This is a genomic window from Pseudomonas sp. Irchel s3b5 (assembly GCF_900187435.1).
Taxonomy (GTDB): Bacteria; Pseudomonadota; Gammaproteobacteria; order Pseudomonadales; family Pseudomonadaceae; genus Aquipseudomonas.
In genome coordinates this window covers 1-17,341 of record NZ_FYDY01000051.1, presented here as the reverse complement: position 1 = coordinate 17,341, position 17,341 = coordinate 1, and the positions used below count along the sequence as shown (strand labels likewise).

Sequence of the window (17,341 nt, the reverse complement as noted above, 5' to 3'; positions counted from 1 at the left end):
TCGACCTGATCGACCACCGACAATTTAAAAGCCAGCGTGTAATCGCGCTGACTGCGCCTTTTCCCCGAATCCATTGCTCCCTCCTGAAAATAGGTCAGAAGGTGTAAACCTTATTCAGGACGGGACACCGATGACAAAAAAGCCGACGCCTTGGCGTCGGCTTTTAATAACGCACAGAAATCGGGCTATCGCTTGTAAACAATGACCTTGGTGCCGCTTTCACAGGTGCCGACGATTTGTCCGCCGGCCTCAGCGCCTTTATCGACGATTTCCAGTGAATAACCGGAAACGCCCTTGGCATCCAGTTTCGCTGCGATTTCGGCTTTCAGTTCTTCGCATGGCTTGCCGGCCGCAAACACAGAACCGGCAAGGCTCAACAAACCTGCTGCCAATATAAATTTCTTCATCGGTTGCATCCCCTGGTCGAATCAAAAGGGTTATCCAGCGGTCTGCCAGACGCGCTCATACAGCGCTTTGCCATTCCCTGTGGCATACGGCCAGCACGCAAGTTCAGAAGACTAGACTAAAGTCAGCTGCTGGCAATCCGGAACCCGACCTTAAGGGTCACCTGAAAGTGCGCGGCCTTGCCATCCTTGATATGCCCTCGGGTTTCGGTCACTTCAAACCATTCCAAATACTTGATGGTTTTACTGGCTTCGGCCAGTGCGTTGTTGATCGCATCTTCAATGCTGGTGGTGGACGAGCCGACCAGCTCGACTTTCTTATAGGTGTGATGGTCAGTCATGGCGTTCTCCTCGGCGTGTGAATTACAGCCTAGCAGTGATTTTTCCTATTACTTCAGTCGACACATCCGCAGTGAAGTTCAGATTTACTGCACTTTCTCCTTCACCTGAAGTCCCAACCAACACACGCTACTCATCACCAATGCAGGAGAGCCACCATGGCCAGCACTTCGTTACGTAAAGCCTCATTGCAAAGCATGGAAGCCGAGATCGAGAGTCTGCTCAAGTCGTTGGAAAGCCTTAAGGACGACACCTCGGACGAGTCGCGTAGAACCCTGAAAAGCCTGAAAGTCAACGCCGAGAATGCGTTGACGCATTCGCGACACCTACTCTCCGATGCTTATGAAGAGGTCAAGGTCAAAACCCGTGAAACCGGGATCGCCACCCGCGATTACGCTCAGGAACATCCCTGGACAACAGCCGGAGTCGCGGTGGGTGCATTGGGCCTGTTGGCTGCTTATTTGCTGTGCAAGCGTGATTAATCCGCTCGACGCAGCTCATTCTTGAGCCACTGCGCCAGTTGCCGGGCGCGTCCGTCTGCGGCGCGCTTGGGCAGCCACAACGCCAGTTGCGCCGAGGTTTCGCTGAAACCCCAAGGTGCAACCAGGCGGCCAGCCTTCAAGTCCTCGGCCACTAACGGCTCGGGGGCAATCGCCACACCCAGCCCCGCAACGGCAGCCTCCAGCAAATAATACAAATGCTCGAAGCCCTGACCATACGTCAATGTCCCGGCGTCGAGGTCGCGCTGCTGCGCCCAGCTTGGCCAGGCTTGTGGGCGTGATGTGGTGTGCAACAGTGGTTCGCTCAGCAGTGCCGTAGCAGGCGAGTGTTTTAGTCCTTCATAACCGGCAAAGCGCGGGCTCATGACCGGTCCGATGCGTTCGCTGGCCAGTTCGAAGACCTGCATGTCCGCTGGCCACGGCGGTTCGGCGAACACCAGGAGTGCGTCCAGCCCCGGCCGTCGTGGGTCGAGATCGCCTTCTCCGGCAGACAGGTGCAACCGAAGGTCTGGCAGATCCGCATTGAGCCGTCCCAGGCGCGGGATGAACCAGCGCGCCAACAGGCTTCCCGAACAACCAAGCACGAAGGGTGCGTCGGCGGTGCTTTGCGTGAGCTCAGCGCACACGGTGCGCAAGCGTTCAAACGCTTCGGCGCTCGCGTCGCGCAGTCGCATGCCGGCATCTGTGAGTTTAAGGCCGCGACCTTCCTTGGTGAACAGGCTCATACCCAAGTGCTCTTCCAGCACTTTCAACTGACGGCTGACGGCACCATGGGTCACGTGCAGCTGTTCGGCAGCCTGACTGACGCTGTTTAAGCGAGCAGTGGCTTCGAAGGCGCGCAAGGCGTTCAGCGGTGGGAGATCGTGGCTCATTAGATCTGTGAGTTTTCCTGACAGGTTGTGGCGATCTTATCGGTTTTCAGCCGAAGACGTCAGGGGTAGAGTGAAGCCCATTATCACTTCACGCATTCAACTGGAGCGCCCCATGACCCAGACTAATCTGCGCAACGGCCCCGACGCCAACGGCCTGTTCGGCGCGTTCGGCGGCCGTTACGTCGCTGAAACCCTGATGCCGCTGATCCTCGACCTGGCCCGCGAATACGAGTTGGCCAAGGAAGATCCTGCCTTCAAGGAAGAGCTGGCCTACTTCCAGCGTGACTACGTCGGTCGTCCAAGCCCGCTCTATTTCGCCGAGCGCCTGACCGAGTTCTGTGGCGGCGCCAAGATCTACCTCAAGCGTGAAGAGCTGAACCACACCGGCGCGCACAAGATCAACAACTGCATCGGCCAGATCCTGCTGGCACGGCGCATGGGTAAAAAACGCATCATCGCCGAGACCGGCGCCGGCATGCACGGTGTGGCCACTGCCACCGTCGCTGCGCGTTTCGGTCTGGACTGCGTGATCTACATGGGCACCACTGACATCGAGCGTCAGCAGGCCAACGTGTTCCGCATGAAACTGCTGGGCGCTGAGGTGATCCCTGTCGTGGCGGGCACCGGCACCTTGAAAGACGCGATGAACGAAGCATTGCGTGACTGGGTGACCAACGTCGACAGCACGTTCTACCTGATCGGCACTGTGGCCGGTCCACACCCATATCCTGCAATGGTTCGCGACTTCCAGGCCGTGATCGGCAAGGAAACCCGTGAGCAGCTGCAAGCCCAGGAAGGCCGCCTGCCGGACAGCCTGGTAGCGTGCATTGGCGGTGGTTCCAACGCCATGGGCCTGTTCCACCCGTTCCTCGACGACAAGAGCGTCGAAATCATCGGCGTTGAAGCCGCTGGCTACGGCATCGAAACCGGCAAGCATGCGGCGAGCCTGAACGGCGGCGTACCGGGCGTATTGCACGGCAACCGTACCTTCCTGCTGCAGGACGACGATGGCCAGATCATCGACGCCCACTCGATTTCTGCTGGCCTGGACTACCCAGGCATCGGCCCGGAACACGCCTGGTTGCATGGCATCGGCCGCGTTCAATACACCTCGGTGACCGACGACGAAGCCCTCGCCGCGTTCCACCAGTGCTGCCGTCTGGAAGGCATCATTCCTGCCCTGGAAAGTGCCCATGCCCTGGCCGAAGTGTTCAAGCGCGCACCTACCTTGCCGAAGGATCACCTGATGGTGGTCAACCTGTCCGGCCGTGGCGACAAAGACATGCAGACCGTGATGCACCACATGGAACAATCCAAGCAGGAGAAACACTGATGAGCCGCCTGCAAACGCGTTTTGCCGAACTCAAGGAACAGAACCGCGCCGCCCTGGTGACCTTCGTCACCGCGGGCGACCCGAGCTACGACACGTCCCTGGCCATCCTCAAAGGCTTGCCGGCCGCTGGTGCAGACGTGATCGAACTGGGCATGCCCTTCACCGATCCGATGGCCGATGGCCCGGCGATTCAACTGGCCAACATTCGTGCGTTGGGCGCCAAGCAGAATCTGGCGAAAACCCTGCAAATGGTCCGCGAGTTCCGCGAAGGCAATCAAGAGACGCCGCTGGTGTTGATGGGTTACTTCAACCCGATCCACATGTACGGCGTGCCGCGTTTCATCGCCGATGCCAAAGAGGCCGGCGTTGACGGCCTGATCGTGGTCGATCTGCCGCCGGAGCATAACGGCGAGCTGTGCGACCCGGCGCAGGCCGCGGGCCTGGACTTTATCCGTCTGACCACGCCGACCACCGACGATGTCCGCCTGCCGACCGTTCTCAACGGCAGCTCCGGGTTTGTGTATTACGTATCGGTGGCCGGTGTGACCGGTGCCGGTGCCGCGACGCTGGAGCACGTTGAAGAAGCCGTCGCTCGTCTGCGTCGTCATACCGATCTGCCGATCAGCATCGGTTTCGGTATCCGCACCCCTGAACAGGCTGCGTCTATCGCGCGTCTGGCCGACGGTGTTGTGGTGGGGTCGGCATTGATCGATAACATCGCCAATGCCACCTCGCCGGAACAAGCGGTGGACGGCGTGCTGAGCCTGTGCTCGGCGTTGGCCGAAGGCGTGCGCAAGGCCCGCATCAGCTGAAAGTAACGTGCATCAAAAGATCGCAGCCTGCGACAGCTCCTACAGATGAAATGTGATCTGTAGGAGCTGTCGCAGGCTGCGATCTTTGCTTTCTAAGCTATCAAGGCAACTCCAGTCCGCCCGATGCCTTATGCAGTTTGCGCAGATGTTCGCCGATTTGCTTCACGTTGGCTTCATTGGCGGCCATCTCGGCGGCTCGGCTCGGTTCGAGCAGCGCCCTCACCTCTTTGTCGAGATCACCGGTCAGTGCCTGGAGTTTTTTCTGGCGCAAACTGGTTTCCGCTTCCAGATGCTGCGACTCGCTTGGCTGCGGCAATCCATAACCGCCAGTGCCCAGCAACTCCGCCGGGCGACTGAGGAAGCCACTGTTGTCGAGAATCTGCCTGAGCGTTTCGTTGGCCCTGTCCATGCCGCCGTTCTTCAGCTCTCGAGCGCCTAGATATCGCTGCTTCACTTCATCCTGAGCCAACAGCATCTGGCGCCGAAAGCTCGCCTGTTCCAATAGCAGCAAGGCTGCGCTGGTGCGCAAGTCAGCCTGGTCGAACCATTCCCGGCGCTCCTGGGCTTTCAAATCCAGCCATTCTTCGACGGTGTCCTGCTTGATCGGCAGGTGCTTCTTCAGCACTTCGAACATGGCTTGATAACGATCGCGGAAAGAGTCGAAGCGATAGCCCAGACGCAGGGCTTCCCGTTGATCGTTCAACACGCTGGTGTCCGCCAGTCCGCGGCCTTTCAACACTTCCAGCAAACCGTTGGGCATGATGTTGTCGAGGGCGACCAGTTGCGCATTGTTGGTGCCGCCGCGTAGCAGTTTCAGCTCTTCCACCGCGCAGTTGTTCGACAGGAAGAAGTAGTTGCCGTCGTAACTCCAGTGCATTTCGGCGGCACGCTCCACCACGCCATCGATCTCGCTGCGCGACAGGTTCAACGGCACGGAGGCCAGGCTGCGCAGTTCGGTCTTGGTGTATTCGTCGATGACCTGGGCAAGGGGCAAAACAAACAGGCGTGACGGGTATTTACCCACAAGTCCGTCCCAGCTCGACAGTTGAACGTCGCCGACGAAGGCGCGGTACGACAGCACCAGATGCTGATCCAGATCCAGCCGGCAATCCGGCCCGCGTGGACGGCCCGGTGCGCAGATCACCAGCCGCAACATGCTGTGGCCCCAGCGGCTGACCCAGTTCTGATTGGCCTCGGCCAGCAGATAGTCAACGGCGTAGACCCGTTCCGGATCAACGTGGCCTAACGGCGTTTTGGCGAAGTCATTACCGGCATTGAGGAAGGCGAAGGTTTGGCCGCAAGCGTTCCTGGCAGCGGGCGCCCAGCCAAAGCGTTCTTCGTAGTAGCGATACAGCGCGGGGCGACGGCAGGCGTAGCTCGGGTCGAGGAGGAAGTATTCCATGTTGACCGCGACGAACTCCTTCGGACTGCTTGTCTCGTAGATGTCCGGGCTGCGGGCGATCTGCCGGTTGTGCTGTTCGCGCTCGCCACGACGGCCGACGTATTGCTGCCACCCGGCGAGGTCAAGCAGGCGCGGATCGTCGCTGAGGGTAAAGCGCCGATCGGATTGGCTCCGGCATTCGTCCGGAATGCCAATCAGGCCCGAACTGTTACTGCGTTGGGTGCAACGCTGAATCAGTTTGCGCTCGGTATCCGACCACAGGCGCGAACGATCATAAATATGAGTCAACTCATGCAGGACGGTGGCCAGCATTTCCCGGCGCACAGTGCCGTGGGGGCGATAAGTCTTTTTGGTCGCGGCGCTGCCGTCCGTGAGGCTGGCCAACAGATTGCGATTCAGATCGAGCTCCGAGACCAGCGATGCCTGCCCGTAGGCATTCTTGGGCATGTCATCGGTCCAGCCGACATCAATGCGCCGGTCCAGCTGCTCGATGAAGCGCGGCGGCAGGGCCTGCATGGCTTCATCGAGCAGGGCCTGGCTGGCTTGCTGTTGCGCGGGCGTCAGACCTTCGGTCTTGAGCTGTAATTGAAGGCCAGCGTGGGCCGTGTTGCCAAGCAGCAACAGGGCCCCGGCCAGCAGCCAGGCGCCTGGACCCTTCACAGTGCGAGGATGGCTTCGGCGAGATCCTGGTCACTGGCATCACGAGCTTCCGGCACGCGGGTGCGCAACAAATCAAACGCGGACTCCAGGTGAGCGCCACGAATATCGCCATTGCTGGCGACGAAGCTGGCGGCATCGTCCTGGGCTTCGCGGACAATCTTCGAATCACGAATGGACGTGGTGGTATCGGAAGTGAAATCAAGTGTGCGCTGGGTAGCGCGAATCAGAATGTTGCTGGTGGCAACCAGAGTTTGTGCCTGGGCCACGTCGGCCAACAGGAACAGGCCTAAGACGGCAGCAATGAGCGGGTTACGCATGGAACGACTCCAGATAAAACAAGGATAACTATTGGACGAGTATTGCCTGTGCCAGTTCAAGGTCGCCAGCATGAAGTTTCGGCTGGGTCTGGCGTAGATACAGCAGGGCCGCTTCCAGTTGCGCACCTCTCAATCGACCGTCACTGGCAATGAATGCCGCGGCATCATCCCGGGCGGCGAGCAGTTTATGGTCGAAGGGGGCGGAGGTCACCAGGCTTGTGGCGTAACCGCTGGCAACCGTGCCTTGGGTAGACAGGTTGAAAGCGTCGTAGGCTTGGGCCGAACCGTTATAGCCAAGAGCAAGGAGCACTGGAGCGATCAACAGATTTGAAAGAAAACGCATGAGGCTCGACAGTTGCAAGTGAGTCCCAAGGCTAGCGTAAGGCCCATTCTAGAGCCAGCGCCGAAATATTGGGACGCGACCGGCGCGTCCCATATCAGCGGTTTCGCTTAGATCGACAGGATGGCTTGCGCCAGCTGTGCGTCTGTCGCATTCAACGCAGGCGCCTGGTGGCGAATGTGGTCGAGTGCGCTTTCGAGTTTTACACCGCGGATAGAGCCTTCGCTGGCGACGAAGCTGGCAGCGTCATCACGGGCAGCAAGCACGATCTTGTCATCCTTGAAGGACGACGTGACGTCGGACGTCGAATCGGAGCTCGACTTGAGTGCTCCAACGACGGCGTCGGTGGTCACGATGAAGCTGGTGGCGTGGGAATTGGCAGCCACGGCAAGCAAGGCTGCAGCGCTGAGCAGACGTAGTCGGGACATGGTGTTACTCCTTTGGAAAAGCTCGATGAGAGGTGCGTGCCCGGCCATTCAGCGCCGGAGCTTCGATCACCCCGTTCTGGTTGGATATTAGGCCTGTATATGTCGGTCGACCAGCCTGCTTGAAAAAACTCTGTGTAACAGCTGCAAGGTTAAACCTTACAGTTCAACTGTACCTGTGCATTTTTTGATTTTGTGAAACTGTACTATTTTTACTTTGTTGACCCTTAAACGACAAGACCCGTCGTGGTTTCCCACGACGGGTCTTGTTTGTTCAATTCGGGTGCTGGCGGTGGACCCTTCAGGTCAGAGCCAGCGACGCTAACTTAGCGCCAGAACGGCTTGCTCAGCTCTTCGTAGCGTTGTGCTTCGCTAATCCCGGCGTCAGCCAGCAGACGCGAATCCAGGCGAGCCAATTGGTGGCGGCTGGAGATGCGGCGCTGCCACAGCATCAAGTTGGCGATAACGCGCAGAGGCATGGAAGCCTGGGTTTTTGCAGCAGTGTTTTCGAAGAACAGTTCGGAACTGAGTGTACGTTCCATGGTTGACATCCTTCCGCTTGTGGCGGGATCAGGTAGTGGTTTAACTGGTGCCCATGTTCCTCTTCTTTGCCTAGTCTCTGTAGATACAGTTCATCTGTATTGTGAGAGCTCAGTTAACTGTTTATAGGGGGTGTACTGGTCTAAATTGAGGCAACTGTACCTATCTGCACTAATTCTGTGCATTTTTAGGTTTTTGGTCGGAGGGTGTAGGCTTTTTCGGTAGGAAATGACCAGTACAGCAGTACAGTTTTTTCGATAATAGAAACGGACAATGAGGAGCTGACGAAACTGTGTTTGCGTCAGCTCCTATCTGTATCAATTACTTCTTCAGCATTTGCCCGGTTTCTTCTAGGTTGATGTGCCAGCTCAGTGCATAGCGCAGGATATGCGGGGTGTGTCCACCGAGAGCACAAGCGGCTGTGAAGTAGTCATCAAGCGCCTGGCGATAATCCGGGTGCACACAATTATCGATGATGATGCGCGCCCGCTCCCGAGGCGCCAGGCCGCGCAGGTCAGCCAGGCCGACTTCGGTGACGAGGATGTCGACGTCATGCTCGGTGTGGTCTACGTGGCTGACCATCGGCACTACGCTTGAGATCGCGCCGTTCTTGGCGATCGACTTGGTCACGAAGATGGACAAATGCGCATTGCGCGCGAAATCGCCAGAACCACCGATCCCGTTCATCATCCGCGTACCGCAAACGTGAGTGGAGTTGACGTTGCCGTAGAGGTCGAACTCAAGCGCCGTGTTGACGCCGATGATGCCCAGGCGGCGCACGACTTCAGGATGGTTGGAAATCTCCTGCGTGCGCAGCACCAGTTTGTCCTTGTAGCGCTCCAGGTTGCCGAATACGTCGGCATTACGTCGACTCGACAAGGTGATCGAGCTGCCCGACGCAAAGCTCAGCTTGCCGGCGTCGATCAGGTCGAAGGTCGAGTCCTGAAGTACTTCGGAATACATCGTCAGGTCTTCGAACGGCGAATCGATCAGGCCGCACATCACCGAGTTGGCAATGGTGCCGATACCGGCCTGCAGCGGGCCGAGCTTGTTGGTCATGCGCCCAGCCGCGACTTCCTGCTTGAAGAAGTTGATCAGGTGGTCGGCAATGCCCTGAGTCTCGGCGTCTGGCGCCAGCACCGTGGATGGCGAGTCGCCCTGATTGGTGATGACGATGGCGACAATCTTTTCCGGTGGAATCGGGATGGCGGTGCTGCCGATACGGTCATCGACCTTGACCAGCGGAATAGGCGTGCGGGTCGGGCGATAGGTCGGGATGTAGATGTCGTGCAGACCTTCGAGGTTCGGGTTGTGCGCCATATTGATTTCGACAATGACGTGCTTGGCGAAAATCGCGAAGCTGGCCGAGTTGCCCACCGAAGTCGTCGGCACAATGTGCCCTTGTTCGGTGATTGCCACAGCTTCAATCACGGCGATGTCCGGCAGCTTCAGTTGCTGGTTGCGCAATTGCTCCACGGTCTCGGACAAATGCTGGTCGATGAACATGACCTCGCCGGCGTTGATCGCCTTGCGCAAGGTGCTGTCGACCTGGAACGGCATGCGTCGTGACAGCACGCCGGCTTCGGTGAGTTGCTTGTCGAGGTCGTTGCCCAGGCTCGCACCGGTCATCAGGGTGATCTTCAACGGCGTGACCTTGGCGCGTTCGGCCAGTGCCTGTGGCACGGCCTTGGCTTCACCGGCGCGGGTGAAACCACTCATGCCGACGGTCATGCCGTCTTCAATCAAGGCGGCGGCTTCGGCAGCGCCCATCACTTTGTCCAACAACGAAGGCAGGCGAATACGGTCACGGTACATGGATTATTATCTCGGGCAACAAGTAACAGGACGTGCAGTCTAGTGAATTACGCCGAGTCCTGTCCCGCTACCAAGGTCGCAAAAGAGCTGTCTATTTCGGGCCTTTTGAGCAAAACACCATTACCGGATCGGTAACAAAAGCGTAGTTTTGTCCGACGATTTGCGCAAACAAAAACGCCCCGACGAATCGGGGCGTTCTGTATGCCGCGCAGAATTACTCGACGGCTTTGACCATGTCTTCGATGACCTTTTTAGCGTCGCCGAACACCATCATGGTTTTATCCAGGTAGAACAGTTCGTTGTCCAGGCCGGCATAACCGCTGGCCATCGAGCGTTTGTTGACGATGATGGTCTTGGCCTTGAACGCTTCGAGGATCGGCATGCCGGCAATCGGCGACTTCGGATCGTTCTTGGCGGCCGGGTTGACCACGTCGTTGGCGCCCAATACCAATACCACGTCGGCCTGGCCGAACTCGGAGTTGATGTCTTCCATCTCGAACACCTGGTCGTAAGGCACTTCGGCCTCGGCCAGCAATACGTTCATGTGGCCCGGCATACGACCGGCAACCGGGTGGATCGCGTACTTCACGGTCACGCCGCGATGAGTCAGCTTCTCGGTCAGTTCTTTCAGTGCGTGCTGTGCCCGCGCTACCGCCAGGCCGTAGCCCGGAACGATGATCACGGTGTCGGCGTTGGTCAGCAGGAAGGTCGCGTCGTCAGCCGAACCGGATTTCACCGGACGGGCTTCTTTCGAACCCGCCGGGCCGGCCGCATCCGCCGTATTGCCGAAGCCACCGAGCAGCACATTAAAGAAGGAACGGTTCATCGCCTTGCACATGATGTACGAGAGGATCGCACCGGACGAACCCACCAGCGAACCGGCGATGATCAGCATCGAGTTGTTCAGCGAGAAGCCGATACCCGCTGCCGCCCAACCGGAGTAGCTGTTGAGCATCGACACCACGACCGGCATGTCGGCGCCACCGATCGGGATGATGATCAGCACGCCGAGCACGAAGGCCAGGGCCAGCATCACTGCGAAAGCGGTGTAGTCGCCGGTGAGCATGAAGGTCACGCCCAGGCCCAGTGTCGCCAGACCCAGCAGCAGGTTCAGCTTGTGCTGGCCGGTGAACTGCACCGGGGCACCCTGGAACAGGCGGAACTTGTACTTGCCTGACAGCTTGCCGAACGCGATCACCGAACCGGAGAAGGTGATTGCACCAATGGCCGCGCCGAGGAACAGTTCCAGGCGATTACCGGCCGGAATTGCGTCGCCGAGCTGATGGACGATGCCCAGCGACTGTGGTTCGACCACGGCAGCCACGGCGATGAACACCGCAGCCAGACCGATCATGCTGTGCATGAAGGCGACCAGTTCCGGCATCTTGGTCATTTCAACGCGTTTGGCCATGATCGAACCGGCGGTGCCGCCAACCAACAGGCCGACGATCACGTAGACGATGCCGTCCTGTGCCAGTTCGGCACCGAGCTTGTAGATCAGGCCGACCGTGGTGAGGATCGCCAGGCCCATGCCGAGCATGCCGAACAGGTTGCCGCGACGCGACGTGGTGGGGTGCGAAAGGCCCTTGAGCGCCTGGATGAAGCAGACCGAGGCGATCAAATACAGGGACGTAACCAGGTTCATGCTCATGCTTGCTGCACCTCAGCCTTGACTGCTTCAGCCTTGGCGGCCGGCGCTTTTGCTGGCGCTTTTTTCTTGAACATTTCCAGCATGCGACGGGTGACCAAAAAGCCACCGAACACGTTCACCGCGGCCAGGGCCACAGCCAGAGTGCCCATGGTCTTGCCCAGTGGCGTCACGGTCAAAGCCGCTGCCAGCATGGCACCGACGATCACGATCGCCGAGATCGCGTTGGTCACCGCCATCAACGGAGTGTGCAGCGCAGGCGTCACGTTCCAGACCACGTGGTAACCGACATAAATCGCCAGCACGAAGATGATCAGGTTGTAGATACCGTCAGAGATCAGCATGTCTTCCATTGTTTTTATCCTCAGCCGTTCTTGCGCACGATCTGGCCGTCGCGGCACATCAGGCACGCGGCGACGATGTCGTCTTCAAGGTTGATCACCAGTTGTCCTTCTTTATCGAACAACAGTTTCATGAAGTCCAGCAGGTTGCGGGCATACAGCGCCGAAGCGTCAGCCGCCACCGCGCCGGCCAGGTTGGTCGGGCCGACAATGGTCACGCCATTCTCGATGACCACCTGATCGGCCACGGTCAGCGGGCAGTTGCCGCCCTGGGCTGCCGCGAGGTCGATGACCACCGAGCCCGGCTTCATCTGCGACACGGTTTCCGCGCTCAACAGCGTCGGAGCCTTGCGACCCGGAATCAGTGCGGTAGTGATGACGATGTCAGCCTGCTTGGCGCGTTCGTGTACGGCCGCGGCCTGGCGCTGCATCCAGCTGGCTGGCATAGGGCGTGCGTAACCGCCGACACCGACGGCGCATTCACGCTCTTCATCGGTCTCGTACGGCACGTCAACGAACTTGGCGCCGAGGGATTCGATCTGCTCTTTAACCGCAGGACGCACGTCAGACGCTTCGATCACTGCTCCCAGGCGTTTGGCCGTGGCGATCGCCTGCAAGCCGGCAACACCGGCACCGAGAATCAGCACGCGCGCCGCTTTCACGGTGCCCGCAGCGGTCATCAGCATTGGCATGAAGCGCGGATAGTGGTGAGCAGCCAGCAACACGGCTTTATAACCGGCGATGTTGGCTTGCGAGGACAGCACGTCCAGGCTCTGGGCGCGTGAGGTACGAGGCGCCGCTTCCAGAGCGAAGGCAGTAATGCCGCACTCGGCCATTTTTGCGATGGTTTCATTGCTGAACGGGTTGAGCATGCCCACCACAATGGTGCCGCTCTTGATCAGTGCGAGCTCGCTGTCGCTGGGGGCGACAACTTTGAGAATCAGCTCTGCACCAAACGCATCGTTGGCGCTGCCAATGCTTGCGCCTGCCGCTTCATAGGCACTGTCGACAACGCTGGCATTAATGCCGGCGCCGCTTTGTACAGTGACCTTATGGCCCTGGCCGATCAGCTTCTTGATGGTTTCCGGGGTTGCAGCAACCCGTGTTTCACCGGTCTGGGTTTCGAGAGGAACACCAATGTGCACGTCAAATCTCCTGCGTGATCTTATTGAGTAAACCCATGCACTACGGATGGTGCGGCTGGGGCGGCCGATCAGCACGATCCCGCCAAATCAGGGCGGGGCGCGGCATTTTGCAGGCGAACTTTGTGCCCTTCAAGGGATTATGACGGGTGACGGAAAATTAACTACAAGTCACCCCGTGACCGAATGTCGCAACCGACAGGCCCGATCCCTTGTAGACCGTGCTTTGTAAGGATTTTGAGCGAAATTCAATAATTTGCACATCGGCCGTATGAATGATGCGGCATTGTCGCAAAATAGTGGCGCAAAGCCGCGTCAACCGGCGCTTGTGGGACGATTGTTCGGCTGCTTAGTACAGTTTGCTGTTACGCGACAAATACTTATATCTGTAGGGCTTTGTGTTTGCTGACTACGAGGTCAGATAATGGCTTCGAGCCTTTATCCTTCTAGGCTGTAGCCGTGGGCCTGATTTACCAGCCAGTCACGAAAGGCCCTTAATGACGCGGATTCGACCTTTCGCTCTGGAATCATCAGGTAATAGGCCTTAATGCTGGAGAGTGCCTGAGGGTTGGCAATCACCAGGCGTTTCTCGGCCAGTTCACGCTGAATCAGGAACGGCGGGATCAGGGCAATGCCCATGTCGTGCATGGCTGCTTGGGCAAGCATGGAGAATAGTTCGTAGCGCGGTCCTGTCATGTCTCGGGGGACATTCAGGTGTTGAGAGTTGAACCATTGGCGCCAGGCGTAAGGGCGTGTGGTTTGTTGCAGGAGGGGCCGGTCAGCGATTTCGCCGGGCGTCAGAAGAGGCTTTTTTCCCAGTAAGTTGGGGCTGCACACAGGCATCGGATTTTCACCCATCAACCTGTGGGATTCCGTACCTGACCAATCTGCATCGCCGAAATAGATTGCCGCGTCGAATTCGGTGTCTGCAAACAGAAACGGGCGTGTGCGGTTGGTCAGGTTGACTGTCACCTCAGGGTGTTTTTGCTGGAAGTCCTTGAGGCGCGGCAGCAACCACTGGGTGCCGAAGGTCGGAACCACGGCCAGCTCAATCACATTGGCGCCCTGCTGGCCCATGACCGACAGCGTGTCTCGTTCAACGGCATCGAGCTGGGTGGCGACGCGGCGACTGTAGGAAAGTCCGGCCTCCGTCAGCTTCACTCCGCGTCTCGAGCGTCGGAACAGTTCCACGCTGAGGAACTCCTCAAGGCTGGCGATCTGTCGGCAAATCGCCCCTTGGGTCAGCGACAATTCCTGGGCTGCCTTGGTAAAGCTTTCATGGCGTGCTGCCGCCTCGAAGCTGATCAGGGCGGTGGTACTGGGAATCTTCCTGCGCATGTACGTCAACCTCACTAATGCATCGCATAAAGGCTCTTCTGCGACGTTTCGAAGTGAGAAATTAGCACAACAGTATGCGAAATCCTCGTTTGCCGAGACGACGAACCCGGCCTAGGATCAGTCCACGTTATTTGACCTGTTTCGAGAGGACACACTCATGGCCGGTAAAGCTAGCTTCAACTGGATCGATCCACTGCTGCTGGATCAACAGCTTACTGAAGAAGAGCGCATGATTCGCGACACCGCTGCGCAATTCGCCCAGCAGAGTCTTGCGCCTCGCATTCTTGAAGCTTTCCGCCATGAGAAGACCGATCCGGCGATCTTCCGCGAGATGGGCGAAGTTGGCCTGTTGGGCGCCACCATCCCGGAGGAATACGGCGGCAGCGGTCTGAACTATGTCAGCTACGGCCTGATCGCCCGAGAAGTCGAGCGTATCGACTCTGGCTATCGTTCGATGATGAGCGTGCAGTCTTCGCTGGTGATGGTGCCCATCAATGAATTCGGTACCGAAGCCCAGAAGCAGAAATACCTGCCGAAACTGGCGTCGGGTGAATGGATCGGTTGCTTCGGTCTGACCGAGCCTAACCACGGTTCCGACCCGGGCGCGATGATTACTCGTGCACGCAAAGTCGAAGGCGGCTACAGCCTGACCGGCAGCAAAATGTGGATCACCAACAGCCCGATCGCCGATGTGTTCGTGGTCTGGGGCAAGGACGACGCTGGCGACATCCGTGGCTTCGTACTGGAAAAGGGCTGGAAAGGCCTGAGCGCTCCGGCGATACACGGCAAGGTCGGCCTGCGTGCGTCGATCACCGGTGAGATCGTCATGGATAACGTGTTTGTTCCGGAAGAGAACATCTTCCCGGATGTCCGTGGCCTGAAAGGTCCTTTTACCTGCCTCAACTCCGCGCGCTACGGCATCTCCTGGGGTGCATTGGGCGCCGCCGAGTTCTGCTGGCACACCGCTCGTCAGTACACCCTGGATCGTCAACAGTTCGGTCGCCCATTGGCCGCTACTCAGTTGATCCAGAAAAAACTGGCCGACATGCAGACCGAGATCACCATGGCACTGCAAGGTTGCCTGCGTCTGGGGCGTATGAAGGATGAAGGCACGGCGGCGGTCGAAATCACCTCGATGATGAAGCGCAACTCTTGCGGCAAGTCCCTGGACATCGCCCGCATGGCTCGTGACATGCTGGGTGGCAATGGTATTTCCGATGAGTTCGGCGTTGCACGTCACCTGGTCAACCTGGAAGTGGTGAACACCTACGAAGGTACGCACGACGTCCATGCACTGATCCTGGGTCGTGCGCAGACTGGCCTCCAGGCGTTCTATTAATAGGAGAACGTCCATGGGCGCGCTATCGCATCTACGGGTACTGGATTTATCGCGGGTGCTGGCAGGGCCTTGGGCCGGGCAGATCCTGGCCGACCTTGGCGCCGAAGTGATCAAGGTCGAGCGCCCGGGCAGCGGTGACGACACGCGTGCCTGGGGGCCGCCGTTCCTTAAAGACGCCTATGGCGAGAACACCAGCGAGGCCGCCTACTACCTGTCGGCCAATCGCAACAAGCAATCGGTCACCATCGACTTCACGCGTCCGGAAGGGCAGAAACTGGTTCGTGATCTGGCCGCCAAGTCGGACATCCTGATCGAGAACTTCAAGGTCGGAGGCCTGGCGGCTTATGGATTGGACTATGAGTCGCTGAAGGCAATCAATCCGGATCTGATCTATTGCTCGATTACCGGGTTTGGTCAGACTGGACCGTATGCCAAGCGTGCTGGTTATGACTTCATGATCCAGGGGTTGGGCGGGCTCATGAGTCTGACTGGGCGACCTGAAGGCGAAGAAGGTGAAGGGCCGGTGAAGGTGGGCGTCGCGTTGACGGACATTCTGACCGGGCTCTACTCGACAGTCGCGATCCTGGCGGCGCTTGCGCATCGGGATCACGATGGTGGTGGCCAGCATATCGATATGGCCTTGCTCGACGTCCAGGTGGCATGCCTGGCCAACCAGGCGATGAACTATCTGACCACGGGCAATGCGCCAAAACGTTTGGGTAATGCTCATCCGAACATCGTGCCGTATCAGGATTTTCCTACGGCGGATGGTGATTTCATCCTTACCGTGGGTAATGACGGACAGTTCCGCAAGTTCGCGGAAGTGGCTGGGCAGCCGCAGTGGGCAGACGACCCGCGCTTTGTGACCAACAAATTGCGGGTGGCTAACCGGGCAGTGCTGATTCCGCTGATACGTCAGGCGACAGTGTTCAAGACTACGGCGCAATGGGTAGCACAACTGGAGCAAGCTGGTGTTCCGTGCGGGCCTATCAATGATCTGGCACAGATGTTTGCCGATCCCCAGGTCAAGGCGCGTGGCTTGGCAATCGAACTGCCGCATGCGCTGGCCGGAATGGTGCCTCAGGTAGCGAGTCCGATTCGTCTGTCGGAGACGCCGGTGGAGTACCGTAATGCGCCGCCTTTGCTGGGTGAGCATACGCTGGAGGTGTTACAGCGGGTGCTGGGAATGGATGCTTCGGTGGTGTCTGCTTTCAAGGTGTCCGGCGTTCTTTGATTATGTCTTCTATATAGAGGCGCGTACTTGCACCTCTATATAGAGGGTAGGCAGGTCCTTTCTGCAAGCTATTGATAGAAAAGCGAAATCAGTGCTTGACGGCAGATCTCAGGTGTCTATAATTCGCCCCACTTCCGGCGCAGTCGAAACGGAAAACTCCTTGGTAAACAAAGAGTTACGCAGTTTTCGGCAGCAGGTTGCTTCAGTTCATCGAAGCCAAAAGGAAGTTGAAAAAGAGGTGTTGACAACAGCGAGTAACGCTGTAGAATTCGCCTCCCGCTGATGAGAGATCTGAAGCGCAAGTGGTTGAAGTTGTTAAGGAAATCCTTGAAAGCTTCTGAAAATAACCACTTGACAGCAAATGAGGCTGCTGTAGAATGCGCGCCTCGGTTGAGACGAAAGATCTTAACCAACCGCTCTTTAACAACTGAATCAAGCAATTCGTGTGGGTGCTTGTGGAGTCAGACTGCTAGTCAACAGATTATCAGCATCACAAGTTACTCCGCGAGAAATCAAAGATGTAACCAACGATTGCTGAGC

At 58.2% G+C, this 17,341-nt stretch carries 18 protein-coding genes; 5 read left to right on the top strand and 13 right to left on the bottom strand.

Annotated features, from left to right (window positions below; translation table 11 throughout):
- Positions 1–185 precede the first annotated feature (185 nt).
- Both CKW15_RS27375 and CKW15_RS27370 read right to left on the bottom strand, forming a co-directional pair.
- Positions 186–407 carry a DUF1161 domain-containing protein gene (locus CKW15_RS27375; RefSeq protein WP_095059779.1) on the bottom strand — a complete coding sequence of 74 codons (222 nt, stop codon included), beginning with the start codon at positions 405–407 and terminating at the stop codon, positions 186–188.
- 122 nt (positions 408–529) lie between these two features.
- Positions 530–745: a dodecin gene (locus CKW15_RS27370; protein ID WP_095059699.1), complete on the bottom strand. Its 216-nt coding sequence runs from the start codon at positions 743–745 to the stop codon at positions 530–532.
- 156 nt (positions 746–901) lie between these two features.
- Here CKW15_RS27370 and CKW15_RS27365 point away from each other — a divergent pair, with 156 nt between their 5' ends.
- Positions 902–1,225 (top strand): YqjD family protein, encoded by a 324-nt coding sequence (locus CKW15_RS27365; RefSeq protein ID WP_095059698.1) that lies wholly within the window; start codon positions 902–904, stop codon positions 1,223–1,225.
- Here the strand turns inward: CKW15_RS27365 and CKW15_RS27360 are convergent.
- The gene (locus tag CKW15_RS27360; RefSeq protein WP_095153056.1) at positions 1,222–2,115 is read right to left on the bottom strand and encodes a LysR family transcriptional regulator; all 894 of its coding nucleotides are present in this window, start codon (positions 2,113–2,115) and stop codon (positions 1,222–1,224) included. The two genes, CKW15_RS27365 and CKW15_RS27360, sit on opposite strands and share 4 nt — an antisense overlap.
- 112 nt (positions 2,116–2,227) lie before the next feature.
- On the opposite strand from CKW15_RS27360, the gene trpB reads away from it, so the two are divergent.
- Complete coding sequence (trpB, locus tag CKW15_RS27355) at positions 2,228–3,448, top strand: tryptophan synthase subunit beta (protein ID WP_095153055.1); 1,221 nt, start codon at positions 2,228–2,230, stop codon at positions 3,446–3,448.
- Positions 3,448–4,260 carry a tryptophan synthase subunit alpha gene (gene trpA / locus CKW15_RS27350; protein ID WP_095153054.1) on the top strand — a complete coding sequence of 271 codons (813 nt, stop codon included), beginning with the start codon at positions 3,448–3,450 and terminating at the stop codon, positions 4,258–4,260. The genes trpB and trpA overlap by 1 nt, the downstream gene beginning before the upstream one ends.
- Before the next feature lie 100 nt (positions 4,261–4,360).
- On the opposite strand, the gene CKW15_RS27345 is transcribed toward trpA, so the two are convergent.
- The 10 genes from CKW15_RS27345 to CKW15_RS27300 form a co-directional block, all read right to left on the bottom strand.
- Positions 4,361–6,322 carry a DUF4105 domain-containing protein gene (locus CKW15_RS27345; protein WP_095153053.1) on the bottom strand — a complete coding sequence of 654 codons (1,962 nt, stop codon included), beginning with the start codon at positions 6,320–6,322 and terminating at the stop codon, positions 4,361–4,363.
- Positions 6,319–6,639: a DUF2388 domain-containing protein gene (locus CKW15_RS27340; RefSeq protein WP_095059694.1), complete on the bottom strand. Its 321-nt coding sequence runs from the start codon at positions 6,637–6,639 to the stop codon at positions 6,319–6,321. The genes CKW15_RS27345 and CKW15_RS27340 overlap by 4 nt, the downstream gene beginning before the upstream one ends.
- Positions 6,640–6,667: 28 nt before the next feature.
- On the bottom strand, positions 6,668–6,982 hold the full coding sequence (locus tag CKW15_RS27335) for a DUF2388 domain-containing protein (protein WP_095153052.1): 315 nt from the start codon (positions 6,980–6,982) through the stop codon (positions 6,668–6,670).
- A gap of 107 nt (positions 6,983–7,089) precedes the next feature.
- Positions 7,090–7,407 carry a DUF2388 domain-containing protein gene (locus CKW15_RS27330; RefSeq protein ID WP_095059692.1) on the bottom strand — a complete coding sequence of 106 codons (318 nt, stop codon included), beginning with the start codon at positions 7,405–7,407 and terminating at the stop codon, positions 7,090–7,092.
- Between the two features lie 323 nt (positions 7,408–7,730).
- Positions 7,731–7,946, bottom strand: coding sequence for a DUF1127 domain-containing protein (locus tag CKW15_RS27325; RefSeq protein ID WP_095059691.1), 216 nt, complete (start codon positions 7,944–7,946; stop codon positions 7,731–7,733).
- Positions 7,947–8,265: 319 nt separating this feature from the next.
- Complete coding sequence (locus CKW15_RS27320; protein WP_095153051.1) at positions 8,266–9,759, bottom strand: acetyl-CoA hydrolase/transferase family protein; 1,494 nt, start codon at positions 9,757–9,759, stop codon at positions 8,266–8,268.
- A 214-nt stretch (positions 9,760–9,973) separates the two neighbouring features.
- The gene (locus CKW15_RS27315; protein WP_095153050.1) at positions 9,974–11,410 is read right to left on the bottom strand and encodes an NAD(P)(+) transhydrogenase (Re/Si-specific) subunit beta; all 1,437 of its coding nucleotides are present in this window, start codon (positions 11,408–11,410) and stop codon (positions 9,974–9,976) included.
- The gene (locus CKW15_RS27310; protein ID WP_057712569.1) at positions 11,407–11,760 is read right to left on the bottom strand and encodes an NAD(P) transhydrogenase subunit alpha; all 354 of its coding nucleotides are present in this window, start codon (positions 11,758–11,760) and stop codon (positions 11,407–11,409) included. Before CKW15_RS27310 ends, CKW15_RS27315 begins: the two co-directional genes overlap by 4 nt.
- An 11-nt stretch (positions 11,761–11,771) precedes the next feature.
- The gene (locus CKW15_RS27305; protein WP_095059688.1) at positions 11,772–12,893 is read right to left on the bottom strand and encodes a Re/Si-specific NAD(P)(+) transhydrogenase subunit alpha; all 1,122 of its coding nucleotides are present in this window, start codon (positions 12,891–12,893) and stop codon (positions 11,772–11,774) included.
- 435 nt (positions 12,894–13,328) lie between these two features.
- The gene (locus CKW15_RS27300; RefSeq protein WP_095153049.1) at positions 13,329–14,228 is read right to left on the bottom strand and encodes a LysR family transcriptional regulator; all 900 of its coding nucleotides are present in this window, start codon (positions 14,226–14,228) and stop codon (positions 13,329–13,331) included.
- Between the two features lie 157 nt (positions 14,229–14,385).
- Here CKW15_RS27300 and CKW15_RS27295 point away from each other — a divergent pair, with 157 nt between their 5' ends.
- Both CKW15_RS27295 and CKW15_RS27290 read left to right on the top strand, forming a co-directional pair.
- The gene (locus CKW15_RS27295; RefSeq protein WP_095059686.1) at positions 14,386–15,567 is read left to right on the top strand and encodes an acyl-CoA dehydrogenase; all 1,182 of its coding nucleotides are present in this window, start codon (positions 14,386–14,388) and stop codon (positions 15,565–15,567) included.
- 13 nt (positions 15,568–15,580) lie between these two features.
- Entirely contained in the window at positions 15,581–16,801 is a 1,221-nt protein-coding gene (locus CKW15_RS27290) for a CaiB/BaiF CoA-transferase family protein (protein ID WP_095153048.1), read from the top strand.
- Positions 16,802–17,341: the final 540 nt, after the last annotated feature.